Source organism: Pseudomonas frederiksbergensis, assembly GCF_003732705.1.
GTDB classification, from domain to species: domain Bacteria; phylum Pseudomonadota; class Gammaproteobacteria; order Pseudomonadales; family Pseudomonadaceae; genus Aquipseudomonas; species Aquipseudomonas frederiksbergensis_F.
Genome location: NZ_MOBR01000015.1, coordinates 146,262 through 164,389, shown reverse-complemented (window position 1 = coordinate 164,389; position 18,128 = coordinate 146,262). Strand labels below are relative to the sequence as shown.

The 18,128-nt window shown below is 59.9% G+C and carries 19 protein-coding genes; 13 read left to right on the top strand and 6 right to left on the bottom strand.

Annotated features, from left to right (window positions below):
- The first annotated feature begins 1 nt into the window (after position 1).
- The 3 genes from BK667_RS16790 (at position 2) to BK667_RS16780 (ending at position 2,543) form a co-directional block, all read left to right on the top strand.
- Positions 2-781 carry an ABC transporter ATP-binding protein gene (locus BK667_RS16790; protein ID WP_123508734.1) on the top strand — a complete coding sequence of 260 codons (780 nt, stop codon included), beginning with the start codon at positions 2-4 and terminating at the stop codon, positions 779-781.
- 22 nt (positions 782-803) lie between these two features.
- Positions 804-1,757, top strand: coding sequence for an ABC transporter substrate-binding protein (locus BK667_RS16785; protein ID WP_259698049.1), 954 nt, complete (start codon positions 804-806; stop codon positions 1,755-1,757).
- A gap of 276 nt (positions 1,758-2,033) precedes the next feature.
- Complete coding sequence (locus tag BK667_RS16780) at positions 2,034-2,543, top strand: hypothetical protein (protein ID WP_185058229.1); 510 nt, start codon at positions 2,034-2,036, stop codon at positions 2,541-2,543.
- A gap of 182 nt (positions 2,544-2,725) precedes the next feature.
- Here BK667_RS16780 and BK667_RS16775 read toward each other — a convergent pair whose 3' ends face one another.
- From BK667_RS16775 to BK667_RS16765, 3 genes are all read right to left on the bottom strand, one after another.
- A complete protein-coding gene (locus tag BK667_RS16775; RefSeq protein ID WP_185058236.1) occupies positions 2,726-3,316 on the bottom strand; it encodes a helix-turn-helix domain-containing protein in 591 nt (196 codons plus the stop codon).
- Between the two features lie 53 nt (positions 3,317-3,369).
- Complete coding sequence (locus BK667_RS33290) at positions 3,370-3,534, bottom strand: hypothetical protein (protein WP_185058228.1); 165 nt, start codon at positions 3,532-3,534, stop codon at positions 3,370-3,372.
- A gap of 409 nt (positions 3,535-3,943) precedes the next feature.
- Positions 3,944-4,897, bottom strand: a complete 954-nt coding sequence (locus BK667_RS16765) for an aliphatic sulfonate ABC transporter substrate-binding protein (protein WP_123598302.1) — start codon at positions 4,895-4,897, stop codon at positions 3,944-3,946.
- 226 nt (positions 4,898-5,123) lie between these two features.
- Here BK667_RS16765 and BK667_RS16760 point away from each other — a divergent pair, with 226 nt between their 5' ends.
- Positions 5,124-5,339, top strand: a complete 216-nt coding sequence (locus BK667_RS16760; protein WP_034150404.1) for a TOBE domain-containing protein — start codon at positions 5,124-5,126, stop codon at positions 5,337-5,339.
- A 123-nt stretch (positions 5,340-5,462) separates the two neighbouring features.
- Here BK667_RS16760 and BK667_RS16755 read toward each other — a convergent pair whose 3' ends face one another.
- Both BK667_RS16755 and BK667_RS16750 read right to left on the bottom strand, forming a co-directional pair.
- Positions 5,463-6,095 (bottom strand): response regulator, encoded by a 633-nt coding sequence (locus tag BK667_RS16755; RefSeq protein ID WP_123598301.1) that lies wholly within the window; start codon positions 6,093-6,095, stop codon positions 5,463-5,465.
- 39 nt (positions 6,096-6,134) lie between these two features.
- On the bottom strand, positions 6,135-7,490 hold the full coding sequence (locus tag BK667_RS16750) for a cache domain-containing protein (protein ID WP_123598300.1): 1,356 nt from the start codon (positions 7,488-7,490) through the stop codon (positions 6,135-6,137).
- A gap of 277 nt (positions 7,491-7,767) precedes the next feature.
- Between BK667_RS16750 and BK667_RS16745 the strand changes: the two genes are divergently transcribed.
- Together BK667_RS16745 and BK667_RS16740 are read left to right on the top strand one after the other, a co-directional pair.
- Positions 7,768-9,825 carry a carbon starvation CstA family protein gene (locus BK667_RS16745; RefSeq protein ID WP_123598299.1) on the top strand — a complete coding sequence of 686 codons (2,058 nt, stop codon included), beginning with the start codon at positions 7,768-7,770 and terminating at the stop codon, positions 9,823-9,825.
- Positions 9,826-9,841: 16 nt separating this feature from the next.
- Complete coding sequence (locus BK667_RS16740) at positions 9,842-10,039, top strand: YbdD/YjiX family protein (RefSeq protein WP_054050768.1); 198 nt, start codon at positions 9,842-9,844, stop codon at positions 10,037-10,039.
- A gap of 287 nt (positions 10,040-10,326) precedes the next feature.
- On the opposite strand, the gene BK667_RS16730 is transcribed toward BK667_RS16740, so the two are convergent.
- Positions 10,327-11,178, bottom strand: coding sequence for a LysR substrate-binding domain-containing protein (locus tag BK667_RS16730; protein ID WP_123598298.1), 852 nt, complete (start codon positions 11,176-11,178; stop codon positions 10,327-10,329).
- A 246-nt stretch (positions 11,179-11,424) separates the two neighbouring features.
- On the opposite strand from BK667_RS16730, the gene BK667_RS16725 reads away from it, so the two are divergent.
- From BK667_RS16725 to BK667_RS16695, 7 genes are read left to right on the top strand one after another with little or no spacing between them, the layout of a single operon-like run.
- Positions 11,425-12,267, top strand: a complete 843-nt coding sequence (locus BK667_RS16725; protein WP_123598297.1) for a transporter substrate-binding domain-containing protein — start codon at positions 11,425-11,427, stop codon at positions 12,265-12,267.
- Positions 12,268-12,313: 46 nt separating this feature from the next.
- Positions 12,314-13,165 carry a transporter substrate-binding domain-containing protein gene (locus BK667_RS16720; protein ID WP_123598296.1) on the top strand — a complete coding sequence of 284 codons (852 nt, stop codon included), beginning with the start codon at positions 12,314-12,316 and terminating at the stop codon, positions 13,163-13,165.
- Complete coding sequence (locus BK667_RS16715) at positions 13,162-14,586, top strand: FAD-binding oxidoreductase (protein ID WP_123598295.1); 1,425 nt, start codon at positions 13,162-13,164, stop codon at positions 14,584-14,586. Before BK667_RS16720 ends, BK667_RS16715 begins: the two co-directional genes overlap by 4 nt.
- Complete coding sequence (locus BK667_RS16710; protein ID WP_123598294.1) at positions 14,583-15,794, top strand: aminotransferase class I/II-fold pyridoxal phosphate-dependent enzyme; 1,212 nt, start codon at positions 14,583-14,585, stop codon at positions 15,792-15,794. The genes BK667_RS16715 and BK667_RS16710 overlap by 4 nt, the downstream gene beginning before the upstream one ends.
- Positions 15,791-16,525, top strand: coding sequence for an amino acid ABC transporter permease (locus tag BK667_RS16705; protein WP_054614482.1), 735 nt, complete (start codon positions 15,791-15,793; stop codon positions 16,523-16,525). Before BK667_RS16710 ends, BK667_RS16705 begins: the two co-directional genes overlap by 4 nt.
- On the top strand, positions 16,515-17,303 hold the full coding sequence (locus BK667_RS16700) for an amino acid ABC transporter permease (protein ID WP_123598293.1): 789 nt from the start codon (positions 16,515-16,517) through the stop codon (positions 17,301-17,303). Before BK667_RS16705 ends, BK667_RS16700 begins: the two co-directional genes overlap by 11 nt.
- Positions 17,290-18,126: an amino acid ABC transporter ATP-binding protein gene (locus BK667_RS16695; protein WP_123407667.1), complete on the top strand. Its 837-nt coding sequence runs from the start codon at positions 17,290-17,292 to the stop codon at positions 18,124-18,126. Before BK667_RS16700 ends, BK667_RS16695 begins: the two co-directional genes overlap by 14 nt.
- The last annotated feature ends 2 nt before the right edge of the window (positions 18,127-18,128 follow it).

Here is an 18,128-nt window from a genome sequence, read left to right as displayed (position 1 = left end):
CATGTCGAACATCGATATTCTGGACACGCCATCCGCGGCGCCTGTGCAACTGCGCAACGTGGTGCGCCAGTTCGGTCAGCAGCGGGTCATCGATGGCCTGGACCTGGACATTGCACCGGGGGAATTCGTCGCTTTGCTCGGGGCCAGCGGTTCCGGCAAGACCACTTTATTGCGCAGCCTGGCCGGGCTCGACAGCATCGACAGCGGCCAGTTGCGCGTACCCAAGGCCCGGGCGGCGGTGTTTCAGGAGCCGCGCCTGATGCCTTGGAAACGCGCCTGGAAAAACGTGATTCTCGGCCTGCACATCCCGGACGCCAAGGCGCGCGCGGTGCAAGCCTTGACCGAAGTAGGGTTGGCCCATCGACTGGAGGCCTACCCGGCAACGCTCTCCGGCGGTGAAGCGCAGCGCGTGGCATTGGCCCGTGGCCTGGTGCGCGAACCCAAGCTGTTGCTGCTCGACGAACCCTTCGCCGCCCTCGATGCCTTGACCCGAATCAAAATGCATCGGCTGATCATCGAACTGTGGCGCAAACACACGCCGGCGGTGCTGCTGGTGACCCACGATGTGGACGAAGCGATCCTGCTGGCCGACCGGGTCATTGTGTTGGCCGACGGCAAAATCGCCGAGCAACTGACCATCGACCTGCCCCGCAGCCGCGACACCGGGCAGGACGGTTTCCAGGCCATTCGTGCACGGCTGCTGAGCCTGTTGGGCGTTGAAGTCGAAAGCGCTGCGGTGGCTGAACGTCAGCCGGTGCTTCGGCGGTTTGCCCATGCTTGATCGACGACTATGGAAATCAGCGATGCTGTTGCTCTCAGGTGCCGCGCTGTTGCTCGGTGGCTGCGGTGACGCCGTCGCGCCAAAAAAACAGGCGGACTTGTCCAGCGTCAAACTGATCCTCGGCGATCAAGCCAAGGGCCTGCGCACGGTGGTCGAAGCCGCCCATGCGCTGGAGGGCATTCCCTACAAGGTCGAGTGGGCCAACTTCCAGGGCGCCGCACCGCTGTTCGAGGCCTTGCGCGCTGGCGCTGTCGATCTGGGGCCGGCCGGTGATACGCCGGTGCTGGCGGCGGCAACCGGTGGCACGCCGTTGCGTATCGTCGCGGTGCGGCGCAGTCAATCCCGAGGCATCGGGATCCTGGTGCCGCAGGATTCGCCGATCCACAGCGTGGCTGATCTGAAAGGTCGCAACGTGGTGGTGTCGTCGGCGCGGGGCAGCATTTCCCAGTACCTGTTGATTCGCGCGCTGGCCAATGCCGGGGTCGATGAGAAGGACGTCAACGTCGGTTTCGTCCTGCCCACCGACGCTTTGTCGGCCTTCAACGCCGGCAAGATCGACGCCTGGGCCACGTTCGGCATTTACCAGGCGTTTGCCGAGCAGCAGGGTGCCCGGGTGCTGATCAGCGGCGAAGGGATCAACACCGGCCTGACGTTCATCACCGCCTCGGATGAAGTGCTCACCGACCCGCTCAAGCGCCAGGCCCTCAGCGATGTGTTGCAGCGATTCGCCAAGGCTTTTGAATGGGCCCGGCAAAACCCCGATGAGTACGCCCGAGTGTTCGCCAAGGCCAACGATGTGCCGCTGGAAGTCTCGCAGCGGTTGCGCAGTTGGGGCGATGAGTCGCTGTTGCCGATCGAGCCTCGGGACGTTCAGGCCTTGCAGCAGGTCGATGACTTGTTCGTCGAGAAGAAGATCTTTCCCCATCGTGTCGACGTGGAAAAATTCACTGATGCTCAGGCGTTTGCAAAAGAGTGAAATCCGCGCCAGCGTTAGATCGATTATTTCTTTCGGTTATTTATATAGGCGTGCATCGCATATCTATAACCGAGAGAAACACGTTTCCATCTACAAGTTATCTGTCATAAAAGCCGAATAAGAGCAGCAGCAGATAATCCCGTTCCGCTCACCCATTTAAAGTCGCTTGAGCATGCATTCCGGCTGTTTGATCGCCATCTTGCTGCGTATTGGCCAATCCATAGAATCCTCCCCATCAGCTTCGTCCAACTATTCAATCCTTCGGGGAACAACACCATGATGAACGCCATGCAGATGCAAATGCCGATGAACGCCAACATGCCAATGATGCCGATGATGGGCATGCCGATGATGATGGCGACCATGACCTGCGACATGATGGACGACGGCATGATGTGCAAAATGATGCCGGCTGCTGGCATGGACATGGCCATGTTCAAGAACAGCGCTGAAATGATGCAGATGATGATGAACTGCGGCATGCCGATGATGATGCATTGCGGCAACATGAGCATGATGTGCATGTCCCAGGCGGCCATGAGCATGCCGATGATGAACATGATGATGCCGATGCCGATGATGGGCATGCCGATGCCATCGATGAAGTGCGTGATGGAATGCACCCTGATGGACGACGGCATGATGTGCAAAATCATGCCGATGGCCGGCATGAACATGGACATGATGAAAAACTGCTGCACCCTGATGATGAAAATGATGAACGATTGCAGCATGCCGATGATGATGAGCTGCAACGGCATGCCGCTGATGTGCTGCACCTGCTGATTCCGGGCCGCACAAAAAAGCCCCCGCGTCCATAAGGCCGCGGGGGCTTTTGCATTCCAACAAACACCAAAAATCAAAATGTAGGAGCGAAGCTTGCTCGCGAAAGCGGTAGTTCATTAACCAGTGAGGTCGCCTGATACACCGCTTTCGCGGGCAAGCCTCGCTCCTACAGGGGTTATTTGTTAGTCCAGGCGTTCCGGGTAGGTCACCACGAGATAGGCGACCGCTTCGCTATCAGCCGGGTTGCGATAGCGGTGAGGCTGGTCGGCATAGAACAGGATCGAGTCGCCGGTAGAAAGCAGATAGCGCTCATCATTGACGCTAATCTCCAGCACACCCTGGGACACCACCAGATTCTCCTGCACCCCAGGCCCATGGCCCTCGGAAACATCCTCACCCAACGGGCTCAAGCGCAGTTCGTAAAACTCCGATTGCCGCGCCACGTCGAATGGAAACAGCGCCCGGCTGACAAACGCGCCGCTGGCACTGACCAGGCGTTTGCTCTGGTTCGCCGACAACACCGCTACCCCCTCAAACGCCCGGTGCTCAAGAAACGCCGCCACCGACACCTTCAAACCCTTGGCGATTTTGCACAGGACTTTGATCGACGGCACACTGCGGCCGGATTCGATCTGCGCCAGCATCGCCCGGCTCACACCGCACTGGCGGGCGAGGGCGTCGAGGGACAGATGCCGTTTGCCGCGCAGGCGTTGCAGGTTCTGCGCGACACGATCACAGATCGGGTCTTCTTCCAGGGATTCCAGGTTATTCAAATCCACGACAGGTTCGTCGGCGCTCGCCAGAAACCGCGAGGGTTGCTGCCCGTTCACGCGTGACGCGTCTCGGTGGCCTGTTGGGCCGCTTGCACCCACTGCCAGGCCTGCAAACCGGCGTTGCGTGCGTACATTTCCCACATGGCCCGCGCCCGTTGCTGAGCCTGTTTGCGTTTACGGTAGCTGGCGAAGTCGATGATGTTGGCAGTCGGATTCATGGGGCACTTCACTGTGTGATGAATGACGGGATGAACTGACAATACGCGGATATTTTTATAACGATAAATACTGATTTTGTATTTATTAATTCTTTTTGGTTCTTATGTCGCCCACCCCTTCAAGTCTAAACATACAAGCGGGCTTGCTCGCGAAAGCGGCCTGGCTTTCAACATCTTCGTTGACTGACGCACCGCCTTCGCGGGCAAGCCCGCTCCCACACTGGATCACTGTCGCGCACAGATTTTGCGCAAGCAGCCGATCCCCTGTAGGAGCGAAGCTTGCTCGCGAATGCGGTAGTTCATTCAATATTGCTGTTGCCTGACGCACCGCCTTCGCAGGCAAGCCTCGCTCCTACAGGGGATCATCGTCGTACATAAAATTTTCATGCACAGCAAACCCCTGTGAGTGTTATGGCTTCCAGATTTCTACGTCTTTGGCATCCACCGCTTTAGGCAGCAACCCCTCGGCAAAAAACGCATCGGCAATTTTCTGCTGTTCACCCAACTGATCCGCCTTCACCGCTTGCACCTGGTAACTGCGATGAGCGTTCGCCGCCTCGACGGTTTCCACATCCAGATTGCCCCACAACGGGCCCAGCACCTGCGCGGCGTCACGAGGGTTGTGCTTCACCCAGTCACCGGCCTTGTGCAGTTGTTCGTAAACCAGTTTCAAGACTTCAGGGTGTTCCTTGGCGTAGGCATTGCTGGTCAGGTAGTAGCGTTTGTAACTCGCCAGGCCGACACCGTCCGCCAGGGTGCGGGTCGGCAGTTGGCGTTGCACGCCGGTGAGGAAGGGTTCCCAGGTGACCCAGGCATCGACCTTGTTGTTCTCGAACGCCGCCCGGCCATCGGCAGGGGACAGGTAAGCCGGTTCAATGTCGGAGAACTTCAAACCGGCCTTGTTCAACGCGGCGATCAGCAAATAGTGGGAGCCGGCGGCTTTGGTCACCGCGATTTTCTTGCCTTTCAAATCCGCCAGTTGCTGCAACGGCGAATCCTTGCGCACGACAATCGCCTGGGCTGAAGGCGAGGGCGCTTCCTCGGCAAAGTAGGTCAATTTGGCCTGTGCTGCCTGAGCGAAAATCGGCACGGTATCGGCCACATCGGCGCTGATATCGACATTCCCCACATTCAGCGCCTCCAGCAGCGGTAAGCCACTGGAGAACTCATGCCAGGTCACGTCGATATTGTTCTGGGCGAGTGTCTTTTCCAGGGTGCCCTGGGTTTTCAGCAGGGTGATCAGGGTCGATGACTTCTGGTAACCGATGCGCACCGTTTCCCGGGCTTGAGCCGGCAGTGCGAAAGACAAGGCCAGTGCAACCACCAGACCGGTAAGGACAGCATTCTTGAAGGGTTTTGACATGGCGAGCTCGACAGTTGACAACGGAGAAGGTGGCGATCTGTCATGAGCATAGGGTTCTAAGAATTATTCTTTAAATAATTTTTGGATCTTAGCTTAGGGGATTCTTATATGCGATTCAGGAATAAATAAATCGTTATTTATTCCTTTTGTTCTCTCGGTAAGCAGTGCATTTTGAAGGCCTGCACCTCAGTGCGGTTTTGCCCCACATCAGACAGGAAGCCTCAACATGACCATCAAAGCGATCAACGTTCGTAACCAGTTCAAAGGTGTTATCAAAGAAATCCTGGAAGGCGAAGTGGTCTCGGAAATCGATGTGCAAACCGCGTCCGGCATCGTCACCTCGGTGATCACCACCCGCTCAGTGCGCGATCTGGAATTGAAGATTGGCAGCGAAGTGATTGCGTTCGTGAAGTCCACCGAAGTGTCGATTGCCAAGCTCTGAAAGACACCCAGACCTGTGGGAGCGAGCCTGCTCGCGAAAGCGGTGTGACAGTCAACGAATGGGTTGAATGTCAGAGTCCTTTCGCGAGCAGGCTCGCTCCCACAAGGGGCGTGGCGTCCAGGCTTATCGGGAAATCAACCCACGCTCAATCGCGTAGTTGAGCAACGCCGCCGGCTTATCGATGTTCAACTTGCGGCGGATGCTCAGGCGATGGGTTTCCACGGTGCGCACGCTGATGTCGAGTTCGCGGGCCATTTCCTTGTTGTTCATGCCCGACACCATTTTGCACAGCACCTCGCTTTCACGCGGGGTCAGTTCGTTATCGGCGGGGCGGTCTGCGGCCAGTTTTCGGGCGATTTCCGCACTGTAGAACGTGCCACCACTGGCAATCGCTTCGACCGCGGCAATGATTTCCCGGGAAGGGGAATTCTTCAGCACATAGCCGCTGGCCCCCGAGCGCACAGACTCGCTCACGTACTCGTTGTTGTCGTACATGCTGAGAATCAGAATCTTGATCTGCGGGTGCTCGCGGCGCAGTTGCCGGGTCAGTTCCAGGCCGTTCATGTCCTTGAGGCCGATATCCACCAGCAGCAAATCCGGCTGGGTGTCGCGAACCATTTCAATCGCGCTCGCACCGCTGTCGGCTTCACCGACGATGGCAAGAAAATCCACCACCGCCAGTAAGGCGCGGATGCCGTCGCGCACCAGTGAATGATCGTCGACCAAGGCGACGCGGATCGGGAAGGGCAGGCTCATCAATGCAGCTCTCTTATTGTTTTGTGAGGATGACGGGCCTCAAGCGGCCGTCAGGCTCATCGGGATAAGGACGTTCAGTTCACTTCGGCCCGGCGTTGAATGAAGGTCGAGTCGGCCACCAAAATGTTCGACCCGTTCACGGATATTACGCAGGCCGATGCCGGCGTTCAGACGATCGATCCGATTGACGTTAAAGCCAATGCCGTTATCCACGACGACCAGTCGCAACGCCTCTTTGGAGCCCTGCAAGGTGATCGACACCGCGCTGGCCTGGGCGTGTCGTTCAATGTTGGTCAGCCCTTCCTGGGCAATGCGGAATACCGCCACGGCGGCGCCGTCCACCAGATCACAATCGAACAAGTCGCTTTGGTAGTTCACCTGCAAGCCACTGCGCTGCTGGAATTCGGCGGCCAGTTGCCCGATGGCGGCGGGCAGGCCCAGGGTGTCGAGCAAGGACGAACGCAAGTCATGGGAAATGCTGCGCACCTCGCCGATGGCACTGCCCAGTCGCTCCGTGGCTTCGCGCAAAATATTCAAGCCATTGCCGCGCCCGGCCTCGATCAAATGGCTGGCCAGTTCGAACTGAAACTTGATCGATACCAGCAACTGGCTGATGCCATCGTGCAGTTCCCGGGAAACCCGCGAGCGCTCTTCTTCCTGCAAGCTGACGATGCGCTGGTTGAGACGTTGGAGTTTTTTGTCGGCCAGGCGATGTTCGCTGACGTTCAATGTCATGCCGCTGACGAACACCAGCAGCACCGCAATCAACGCCACCGCGGCAATCGCCAGCATGGTGCCGTGGATGCCATTGGCCACTTCATCCCGGGCTTGCTGGGTGGCCTGTTCGACGTCTTCGAGGTAGATGCCGGTGCCGAGCATCCAGCCCCAGCGGTCGAGCATGACCACGTAGGCGAGCTTGTCGGTGACCGCGCCGGTGGAGGGTTTTTTCCAGGCATAGCGCTGGAAACCGGCGCCGGATTCGGCGCTTTTCAGCAAGGCTTGAATCACCGGCAAACCGTGCGGGTCGGTCATGTTCCACAGGTATTTGCCCACCAGATCCGATTGCCGCGCGTGCATCAGGCTGCGGCCCTGGCGGTCGTAGACGAAGAAGTAGCCGTCGATGCCGAAGCTGAGCTTGCGCAGTTCTTCGAGCACCCGCTGCTGCGCCACTTCGTCGCCCTTGCCATCGGCATACAGCGGCTCGATCAGGCTCTTGGCCATTTCTACGTAGTTTTTCAGTTCGGCGCGTTTGCTCGCGAGGATGCTGTCCTCGATCAACTGCGCCTGCTGCTCGCCGAGCTGGCGATTCTGAAACATGACCAAGGCGCAAATAACGGCAATCGCCAGGATCAGCGGCAGGATGCCCAGGGCAACGATTTTATGTTTGAGCTGCATATCTACTCCTGTCCAGACCGGGCGACGGTGCGGCAGGGCCGTTGGCGGGTGGCGTGGTGGGGGCATGATAGGCCAAAAACGGCACGACCTTGCGCGTGTAAAACGCGGTCGGACTAACGGGGGCGGACGATCTGCGTAGTACTACGTAGAAGGGCCTTACGTAGTACTGCGGATTTCACTGATGGCGACATGCGCGGATATTAGGCACGCTCGCATAACGGGCACCATTATAAAAATTATCGCCGCGGCCTATCGGACTGCCGGCAGGAGACACGCAATGACCCGTCTGGTTAAACACCTCGCCTGGTTTGTCGTGGCTGTCATTGGAGCGATTGCGCTGAGTGTCGTGGCCTTGCGCCGCGGCGAAGCGATCAACGCCCTCTGGATCGTCGTCGCCGCCACCGCCATCTACCTTGTTGCCTACCGCTACTACAGCTTGTTCATCGCCAACCGGGTGATGGAACTCGATCCCAATCGCGCCACCCCCGCAGTCCTCAATAACGATGGTCTGGACTACGTCCCGACCAACAAACACATCCTGTTCGGTCACCACTTCGCGGCGATTGCTGGCGCGGGGCCTTTGGTCGGTCCGGTACTGGCGGCGCAGATGGGCTATCTGCCCGGCACGCTGTGGCTGATCGCCGGCGTGGTGTTTGCCGGTGCAGTGCAGGACTTCATGGTGCTGTTCCTGTCCACGCGCCGTAATGGCCGCTCCCTGGGCGACATGGTCCGCGAAGAAATGGGCCGCATCCCTGGCACCATCGCGCTGTTTGGCTGCTTCCTGATCATGATCATCATCCTCGCGGTGCTGGCGCTGATCGTGGTCAAGGCCCTGGCCGATAGCCCGTGGGGCATGTTCACGGTGATGGCGACCATCCCGATTGCGATGTTCATGGGCATTTACATGCGCTACATCCGCCCGGGCCGCATTGGTGAGATCTCGGTGATCGGCGTGGCGTTGCTGCTCGGTTCGATCTTCGTCGGCGGGCAGATTGCTGCTGATCCGGTCTGGGCCAAGGTCTTCAGCTTCACCGGCGTGCAGATCACCTGGATGTTGATCGGTTATGGGTTTGTCGCGGCGGTATTGCCGGTGTGGCTGATCCTGGCGCCGCGTGACTACCTCTCCACCTTCTTGAAAATCGGCACCATCCTGGCGTTGGCCGTCGGGATTCTGATCACCATGCCTGAGCTGAAAATGCCGGCATTGACCCAATTCATCGACGGCACCGGGCCGGTGTGGAAGGGCGGCTTGTTCCCGTTCCTCTTCATTACCATTGCGTGTGGCGCGGTTTCGGGTTTCCACGCGTTGATCGCTTCCGGCACCACGCCGAAACTGCTCGCCAGCGAAGGCCATGCCCGTTACATCGGTTACGGCGGCATGCTGATGGAATCATTCGTCGCGATCATGGCCATGGTCGCCGCTTCGGTGATCGAGCCAGGCGTGTACTTCGCCATGAACAGCCCGGCTGCCGTCGTCGGTGGTGATGTTATCCAGGTTGCGCAAACCGTCAGCAGCTGGGGTTTTTCGATTACTCCGGAAGCGCTGCAAGCGGTGGCTAAGGACATCGGTGAAACCACCGTGCTGGCTCGTGCCGGCGGTGCACCGACCCTGGCGGTGGGTATCGCGCAGATCCTGCACAGCGTGTTGCCAGGTGAAAACACCATGGCGTTCTGGTACCACTTCGCGATCCTGTTTGAAGCGTTGTTTATCTTGACCGCCGTCGATGCCGGCACCCGAGCCGGACGTTTCATGCTCCAGGATTTGCTCGGCTCGTTCGTGCCGGCGCTCAAACGCACTGAATCCTGGACCGCCAACCTGATCGCTACTGCCGGGTGCGTGGCGATGTGGGGCTACTTGCTCTATCAGGGCGTGATCGATCCACTTGGCGGGATCAACACTTTGTGGCCGCTGTTCGGCATCTCCAACCAGATGCTTGCTGGTATTGCACTGATGCTTGCCACGGTTGTGCTGATCAAAATGAAACGCCAACGCTACATCTGGGTGACCTTGTTGCCGGCCGCGTGGTTGCTGATCTGCACCACCACTGCGGGCTTCATCAAGTTGTTCGACGCGAATCCGGCGATCGGCTTCCTGTCCCTGGCCAAGAAATACAGCGACGCCTTGGCCAACGGCCAGATCCTCGCGCCGGCCAAGGACATCAACCAGATGCAGCACGTGATCTACAACGCGTACACCAACGCAACGCTGACGGCGCTGTTCCTGTTCGTGGTGTTCAGCATCCTGTTCTATGCGCTCAAAGTCGGCATCGCCGCCTGGGGCAGCAAAGAACGCACGGATAAAGAATCGCCCTTCCAGGCAGTACCGGACGCGTGATCGAGGATTGCCCCCCATGTTCAATGACCTGAGTCGCCTCGGTAAATACCTCGGTCAGGCCGCGCGCCTGATGGTCGGCATGCCCGACTACGACAACTACGTCGAGCACATGCAAACCAAACACCCGGACAAACCGGTGATGGACTACGAGATGTTCTTCCGCGAACGCCAGGAAGCGCGTTACGGCAGCAAGGCTGGGCCGAAGTGTTGTTGACCTGTCGGCACTGATGTAACGCATCACCCTGTGGGAGCGAGCCTGCTCGCGAAGGCAATCTGTCAGTCGGCGCTGCTGTTGACTGACACACCGCTTTCGCGAGCAGGCTCGCTCCCACATTTGATTGGGGTTGAGCCTTGTATTTGTGAGCGCCGCAAAACCACTGTGGGAGCGAGCTTGCTCGCGATAGCGGTCTGACAGTCAGCATCATTGTTGAATGTTAAGCCGTCATCGCGAGCAAGCTCGCTCCCACATTTTTTCTGCACATTCCTTTCTACTGTTGTGAATCAGTGGCCCTGGTTGCTTTTGATTAGATCGTAGGCCCTGCGCACCAACGGATTCACGGTATTCGGCCGTATCCATAGGTGATACGTCACATCCGGCAATCGCGGCAACCCGTCGTTTTCCCCCAGTACCCGCATGTCCGGCCCGAGCATTTCCATGCTTCTTGGGGTCACGCCCAACCCTGCGCGGGTGGCGGCTTTAATGCCGATCAGGTTCGACGCCAGGTACGCCTGGCGCCATGGGATATTGGCGCGTTCAAGGGCCTCCAGCGCATAACGCCGATAGATACTCGGCTCATCCACCAGAATCAGCGGCAGCGGTTCGCCGGGGTTGTGGATGTATTGCGCCGAGCAGATCCACCACACCGGCGAGGTGCGCAATGCAAAGCCTTCGAGTGATGGATCGGCGCGGGTGGAAATCACCATGTCGACCTTGCCCCGGTGCAGGTCATCCATCAGGAACGGACTGCGCCCGACATCGATCTCCAGGCGCAAGCGCGGCGCCGAACGCGCGATGTGGCTGAGCATCGGCGGCAGGATGGTGTCGGCGATGTCGTGGGGCGAGCCGATGCGCAGCACGCCGCTCAAGCTGCTTTCGCGCAGGGAATTCAGCGCGTCGTCATTCAGAGACAGCATCTGCCGCGCGTGCCGCAGCAATTGCTGACCCGCTTCCGTGAGCTGTTTTTGCCGCCCGCGCTTTTCGAACAGGCTCACGCCCACCTGCTGCTCCAGGCGTTGCATGTGTTGGGTGACGGACGATTGCGTGCGGTCCAGTTGCGCGCCGGCTTCGGCAAAGCTGTGGTGATCGACCACGGCAATGAAGGTACGCAGTAATTCGAGATCGAGGGTCGACATGGCGGCTGCTTTTTATATCAGGGGTGCAAACATAAACATTACATAATTTTATGTATTTGTTGATGGGTATTTTCCTGAAGGATCTCGGGTCCCAGCAAATACGGGGATATAAGCGTTTTACTCAAAAAGGAAATACTGCGAGTTATAACGATATTAGATATTTGTATTTCCGTTACCTGGGCGCTGTACCCAGGATGCCCACTCATTAGGTCGGGGTACGCCGATCATCCATGAGGGGGAAAATCCATGTTGCTCGAGCGCTCACCCGTAAAACGATTATTGCCTGTCATGCTGGGCGCCTTGATCTCCTTGTCCGGCATCACTGCCGCCCAAGCCGATGCCACCCTGGATAAAATCCAGGACCGCCACGTATTGGTGGTCGGCGTGCTGCTGTCCGGCGGCCCCTTCGGCGGGATCGACCCTGCCAGCCAGAAACCTCGCGGTTTGAACGTTGACCTCGCTGAAGAACTCGGTCGGCAACTGAAAGCCGAAGTGCAACTGGTGCCGGTGCTGCCGGCCAACCGCGTACAGTTCTTGCAGCAGGGCAAGGTGGATTTGCTGATCGCCAACATGGAATGGACCGCCGAACGCGGCGAGATCCTTGGCTTTGTGCCGACACCGTTCTACCGCGTCGGCGGCACCGCAGCCGTCCTGAAGGACAGCAAGATCACCCGCTGGGAAGACCTGAAGAATCAACCGGTGTGCACCTCCCAGGGCAGCAGCTATGTGAAGCCGCTGACCGAGTTGGGTGCCGAGATCAAGGCGTTCAAGAGCTCTTCGGAATCCTTGCTGGCCCTGCGCGGCAACAATTGCGTTGCCGCCGTGCACGACGCCACGCTGATCAATCCATTGATCGCCGACACCGCCGAATGGCAGGGCTATCGCGCCATTGCGCCGGAACTCAACCCGGCGCCGTCGGTGATCTGGACCCGTCGTGGCGAAAGCGAGACCCAGGCCAAACTCGACCCGATCATCAAGGAGCTGCACCGCAGCGGCTGGTTGATCGAGGCCCAGACCCGCAATCACATCACCCCGGCATCCCCGGCGCTGGTCGAGTTGCAGAAACAGTTCCAGGCCAACGGCGCCTGAGCCCGGCTCAGCGTTTTCAACCGACCAACGCGCAAGGTAGCCGTGCATGAAGCCACTTTTTTCCGCTAGAACCCTGACCACCCTGTGCCTGGCCGGGTGCGCCGCGCTGGCCGCCAGCCTGGCCCGGGCCGATGCCACCCTGGACAAAATCCAACAGCGCCACGCCATCAGCGTCGGGGTGATTCTCAGCGGTCCGCCGTTCGGCACCATTGACCCGAAGAGCGGCGAACACCTGGGCTACAACGTCGAGCTGGCCAAAGGCATCGGCAAGGCGCTGGGGGTCGAAGCCAACACCGTTTCGGTGCTGGCGCCCAACCGCGTGCAGTTTCTGCAACAGGGCAAGGTCGACATCCTGATCGCCAACATGCAGTACACCGACGAGCGCGCCGAGATTCTCGACTACGTGCCCACGCCTTACGAAGAAGTCGGCGGCGCTGCACTGATTCGCAAAGGCGCGGGCATCACCCAGTGGGACGATCTGAAGGGCAAACCGGTGTGCGTGTCCCAGGGCAGCAACTTCATCAAGCCGTTGCAGGAAACCTACGGCGCCGAGATCAAGGCGTTCCGCAGTCAGTCGGAATCGCTGCTGTCCCTGCGCGGCAATGGTTGCGTGGCGGCGGTGCATGTCAGCCCGACCATGCATGCGTTGTTGAGCGATGCCGAGTGGGCCGGTTACGAGATTCCGCTGCCGGGGGATCTGATTCCGTCGAACTCGGTGATCTGGATTCGCAAGGGCGAACACGATACCCAGGCCAAACTCGACGCCATCGTCCGTGATTGGCACCGCAGCGGTTGGCTGATCGCGCTGGGCGAACGCACCGGCATGGCGCCGTCCCAGGCCTTGCGTGACCTGCACGAACAGTATCGCAACGCCGCACCGCTGGCGGTTCAACCATGAGCCAAGGGTTGTTCGCGACATTGCAGCAGTTGCTCGACGCCAGCCATGTGCAGAGCAGTGAGGAGGCTGCGCCTTACCTGACGGATAAGCAGGGCCGCTACGTCGGGCAGGTGATCGCCGCCGTGCACCCGGCCACTACCGAGGAAGTCGCAGCGGTGGTTCGCGCTTGCGTGGCCAATGACATTCCGGTGGTGGTGCAGGGCGGCAACACCGGTCTGATGGGCGGTGCGACCCCGGACGCCAGTGGCCGCGCCGTGTTGCTGTTGCTCGATCGCCTGAACCGCGTGCGCAACGTCGATACGGACAACGACACGCTGACTGTCGAGGCCGGCTGCATTCTGCAAACCGTGCAGGACGTGGCGCGTAATGCCGGGCGCCTGTTTCCGCTAAGTCTCGGTGCCGAAGGCAGTTGCACAATTGGCGGCAACCTCGGCACCAACGCCGGCGGCACGGCGGTGCTGCGTTATGGCAACACCCGCGAACTCACCCTCGGTCTGGAAGTGGTCACCGCCCAGGGCGAAATCTGGAATGGCCTGCGCGGTTTGCGCAAGGACAACACCGGTTACGACCTGCGCGACCTGTTTATCGGCAGCGAAGGCACCCTCGGCATTATCACTGCCGCGACCCTGAAACTCTTCCCACTGCCCAAGGCCCAGGCCACCGCGCTGTTGGCCTTCGACTCGTTGGCCCAAGCCGTGCAATTCCTGTCCCACGCCAGGGCCGGTTTCGGTGCCAGCCTGACCGCGTTCGAACTGCTCAGCGCCGATTGCCTGGCGTTGCTGCGCGAACAATTTCCCCAAGGCCCGCAACCATTCCTTGGTGCAGTGCAGCCGTGGTTTGCGCTGCTGGAACTCTCTGACAACCACAGCGAAAGCCATGCCCGGGAAGCGTTTGAAACGGTGCTGGGTGAAGCCTTCGAACGGGAACTGCTGGCCAACGCGCTGATCGCTGAAAGCCTGGCCCAGAGCGAAGGCCTGTGGCTGCTGCGGGAAAACATGAGCGAGGCGCAGAAGCGTGCCGGTCGCAACATGAAACACGACATCTCAGTGCCGATTTCCCAGGTCGTAGACTTCGTCGCCCACACCGATGCGCTGCTGCAACAACACTTCCCAGGCGTGCGGAATTTCACCTTCGGCCATTTGGGCGACGGCAACCTGCATTACAACGTCGCTCATCCGCTGGACTCGACGGTCGAGGCGCACATGGCGAACTACGCGGCGCTCAGCCTGTTGGTTCACGACAGCGCCCACGCTCATGGCGGTTCCATCAGCGCCGAACATGGGATCGGCCAGCGCAAGGTCGGTTTGCTGGACCGCTACAAAAGCCCGGTGGAACTGGACCTGATGCGGCGGATCAAGCACGCGCTGGACCCGAAAAACCTGCTCAATCCGGGCAAAGTCGTGGAGGTGTTCAAGCCATGAGTGTTCGCCTGTCCAAACGCGTGCAGCGCGTATCGCTGTCGGCCAACGCAGCGGCCAAATCCCAGGCCACGGCGTTGCGCGAGACCGGTCGCGATATCCTCGACCTGACCACCGGCGAGCCGGATTTCGACACCCCGGAACACATCAAACAAGCCGCGTATGCCGCGATTGCCGCCGGGGCCACCAAGTACACGCCGACCCCGGGGGTGAAAGCGTTAAGACTTGCCGTACAACGCAAACTTCAGCGGGAAAATCGACTGGAGTACCCGCTGGAATCCATCGTGATTGCCAACGGCGCCAAACAGATCATCTTCAACGCCTTTGCCGCGACCCTCGATGACGGCGATGAAGTACTGGTGCCGACGCCGTACTGGCCATCGTTCCCGGACAGCGTGCGTTTCAATGGCGGCGAACCAGTGTTTATCGAATGCGGGTTGGTCCAGGGCTGCAAACTGACGCCGCAGCAGTTGGAGCAGAACATTGGCGAACGCACCCGCTGGCTGATCCTCAACGGCCCGGGTAACCCGAGCGGCGCGGTGTACAGCGCTGCCGAGTTGCAGGCATTGGCCGAGGTGCTGCGTCGGCATCCGCAGGTGCTGATTCTGTTGGATGAGCTCTACGAACATATTCGCTTTGACGGCAAGCAACCGCTGAGTTTGCTTAACGTCGCGCCAGATTTGCAGGCCCGTTGTTTGCTGGTGGGCGGTGTGTCCAAGACCTACGCCATGACCGGTTGGCGCATCGGTTTCGGCGCCGGGCCAAAAACGCTGACCAATGCGATGGCAGTCGTGCAGTCGCAATCGACCTCGGGCGCTTCCTCGGTCGGACAAGCCGCCGCGCTGGCAGCCTTCGACGGCGGACTGGATTTCTTGCCGGCGCAGGTCGCGGCCTATCAACAACGGCGAGATCTGCTGGTGAAAGCCTTAAGCGAAGTCGACGGCCTGGAAGTGCTCGAACCCCAGGGGGGGTTCTTCGTGTTCATCCGCTGCGAAGGCTTGTTGGGGCGTCATCGCCCGGAGGGTGAACCTCTGAACAACGACGCCGATGTCGTCGCGTACTTGCTGGAGGAGGGCGTCGCCGGCGTGGCGGGCAGCGCTTATGGACTGTCCCCGTGGTTTCGCCTGTCCATCGCCACCGCAACCGATAGCGTTGCCGAAGCCGGCCGCCGCATCGCCCACGCCTGCGGGCAACTGCGGGGCAATCCATGAGTCATCTTCTGGAGCTGTTCGTCCACTGGACCGCCGGGTTCGGCCTCAATTACAACTTCCTGCTGGACGCCTACCAGCGCGGCACCCTGGAGCAAGGCGCGCTGACCACCGCGTTGTTGTGCCTGTTCACCATCGTCGGCAGTCTGCTGGCGGGTGTCGGCTTGGCGGCGATGCTGACCTCGGGCAAACCGTGGCTGGCGAAACCGGCGCGGGTCTTCATCGAAGTCACCCGCAACACGCCGACCCTGGTGCAACTGTATTGCGCGTTCCTGGTGTTGAACATGCTGCTCACTCAGGCGGTTGGCGCGGCGAATCCGCTGACACCGTTTGCCTGGGTGGTGATCGTGATCTCGTTGCATAAAGGCGCGTTCCACGCCGAAGCCTTGCGCGCCGGCATCGAAGCGGTGCCGGCAGTGACCCTGGAAGCCGCCAGTTCCCTCGCGTTCAGCAGCCGCCAGTTGCTGTGGAACGTGCAACTGCCCCTGGCCCTGCGCTTTGCCTTGCCATCGCTGATCAACAACCTGATCGACCTGGTGAAGATGACCGCCGTGGCCTCGGCCATCGCCGTGGGCGACATCACCTACGCGGCGATCATGATCTGGACCCAAAGCGATAACGTGCTGGAGCTGATGATCCTGATCCTGAGCTTTTTCGGCCTGCTGAGTTTTATCGTCAATTGCGTGGGGCGCTTGCTTGAAGCGCGCCTGAGGATGCCCGGCTATGGCCATTGAATCGACCGTCAGCGCACCGCTGGCCTGGCCACGGCGGCATGTCGGCAAGTTGCTGTTGTTGGTTGGCGTCGTGCTGTTTTTGCTGTACTTCGCCCCGCAGAGCCCGGTGCTCAAGGCTTTGTTGCAATGGTCGCCGGCCCTGGCGGTGGGCTTCGGTCAAAACATTCTGATCAGCCTGGTGGCGATCGGTTTGGGCTCGTTTTTGGGGTTGCTGGTAGGCGCGCTGGCGGTGTCGCCGCTGCGCCTGTTGCGCCTGCCGGCACAGATCTGGGTGCAGATTTTCCGCAACGCGCCGTGGCTGGTGCTGATCTATTTCACCACCTACGTGTTCCCGTTCGAGATCAAGCTTGGCAGCACCTATGTCTCCTTCCCCGACTGGGTAAAAGTCACCATCGGCCTGGCCTTGCCGGCGAGTGCCAACGTCGCGGAAATCTTCCGGGGCGCCATCGGCTCGATCCCCAGCACTCAGTGGGAAGCCGCCCGCTCCCTGGCGTTCACCCGTGGGCAGATCTTTCGTTCGATCATCCTGCCGCAATGCTTCAAACGCATGTTGCCGCCGTGGATGAACCTCTACGCGGTGATCACCATGGGCACCGCGCTGGCGTCTTTGGTGGGCGTGCATGACGTGATCGACACCGCGCAAATCGCCAGCAACACCGTGAACATGACCGGTTTTACCGTAGTGATTTACCTGAGTCTGCTGGTGTTGTTCTTTGCCTATTGCTACCCGATTTCCCGACTGACCCAACGCCTGGAGCGACGTTATGCCTTCTATTGAAACCGTCGCCGAGCCCCTGGTCAGCCTGCGCGACCTGCACCTGTCGTTCGGCGCCAACCCGGTGCTCAAAGGTATCGACCTCGACGTTCATCGCGGCCAAGCGGTGTCGATCATCGGCCCGTCCGGCTCCGGCAAATCGACGATCCTGCGCTGCATCACCGGGCTGTTGCAGCCCCAACGCGGCAGCATTCGCGTCGGCGCCACCGAGGTGCACACCCTGGCCAAGGAAACCCAGCGCATCGAGTTGCGTAAACGGGTGGGCTTCGTGTTCCAGCAATACAACCTGTTCCCGCATTTGTCGGTGCTGGAAAACCTGGTGATCGCCCCGCGCAAAGTGCTGGGTCGCAGCCGCATCGACGCCGAAAAAGAAGCCCGAGCGTTGCTGGCCAAAGTGCGCATGGAACACAAGGCCGATGCCTATCCGGGGCAGTTGTCCGGCGGCCAGCAGCAGCGGGTGGCGATTGCCCGGGCGTTGGCCATGCGTCCGGAACTGATTCTGTTCGATGAAGTGACCTCGGCCCTCGATCCGGAAACCGTCGGCGAGGTGCTGACGGTGATTCGCGAGCTGACCGAAGAGGGCATGACCTGCGTGCTGGTGACCCACGAAATGCGCTTCGCCGAAGAAATCAGCGACATCGTCTACTTCACCGAAAACGGCGTGATCGTCGAACACGGCAGCGCCGCGCAAATCTTTCAGCACCCCACCAGCGAACGCACCCAGGAGTTTTTGCGTCATGCCCTGGGTGATCCGGGCCGCCGACCGACGAATGCCAATGATCCATACCTGTTGACCAACCTGAGCCGCTACAGCCTGTCCGTGTAACA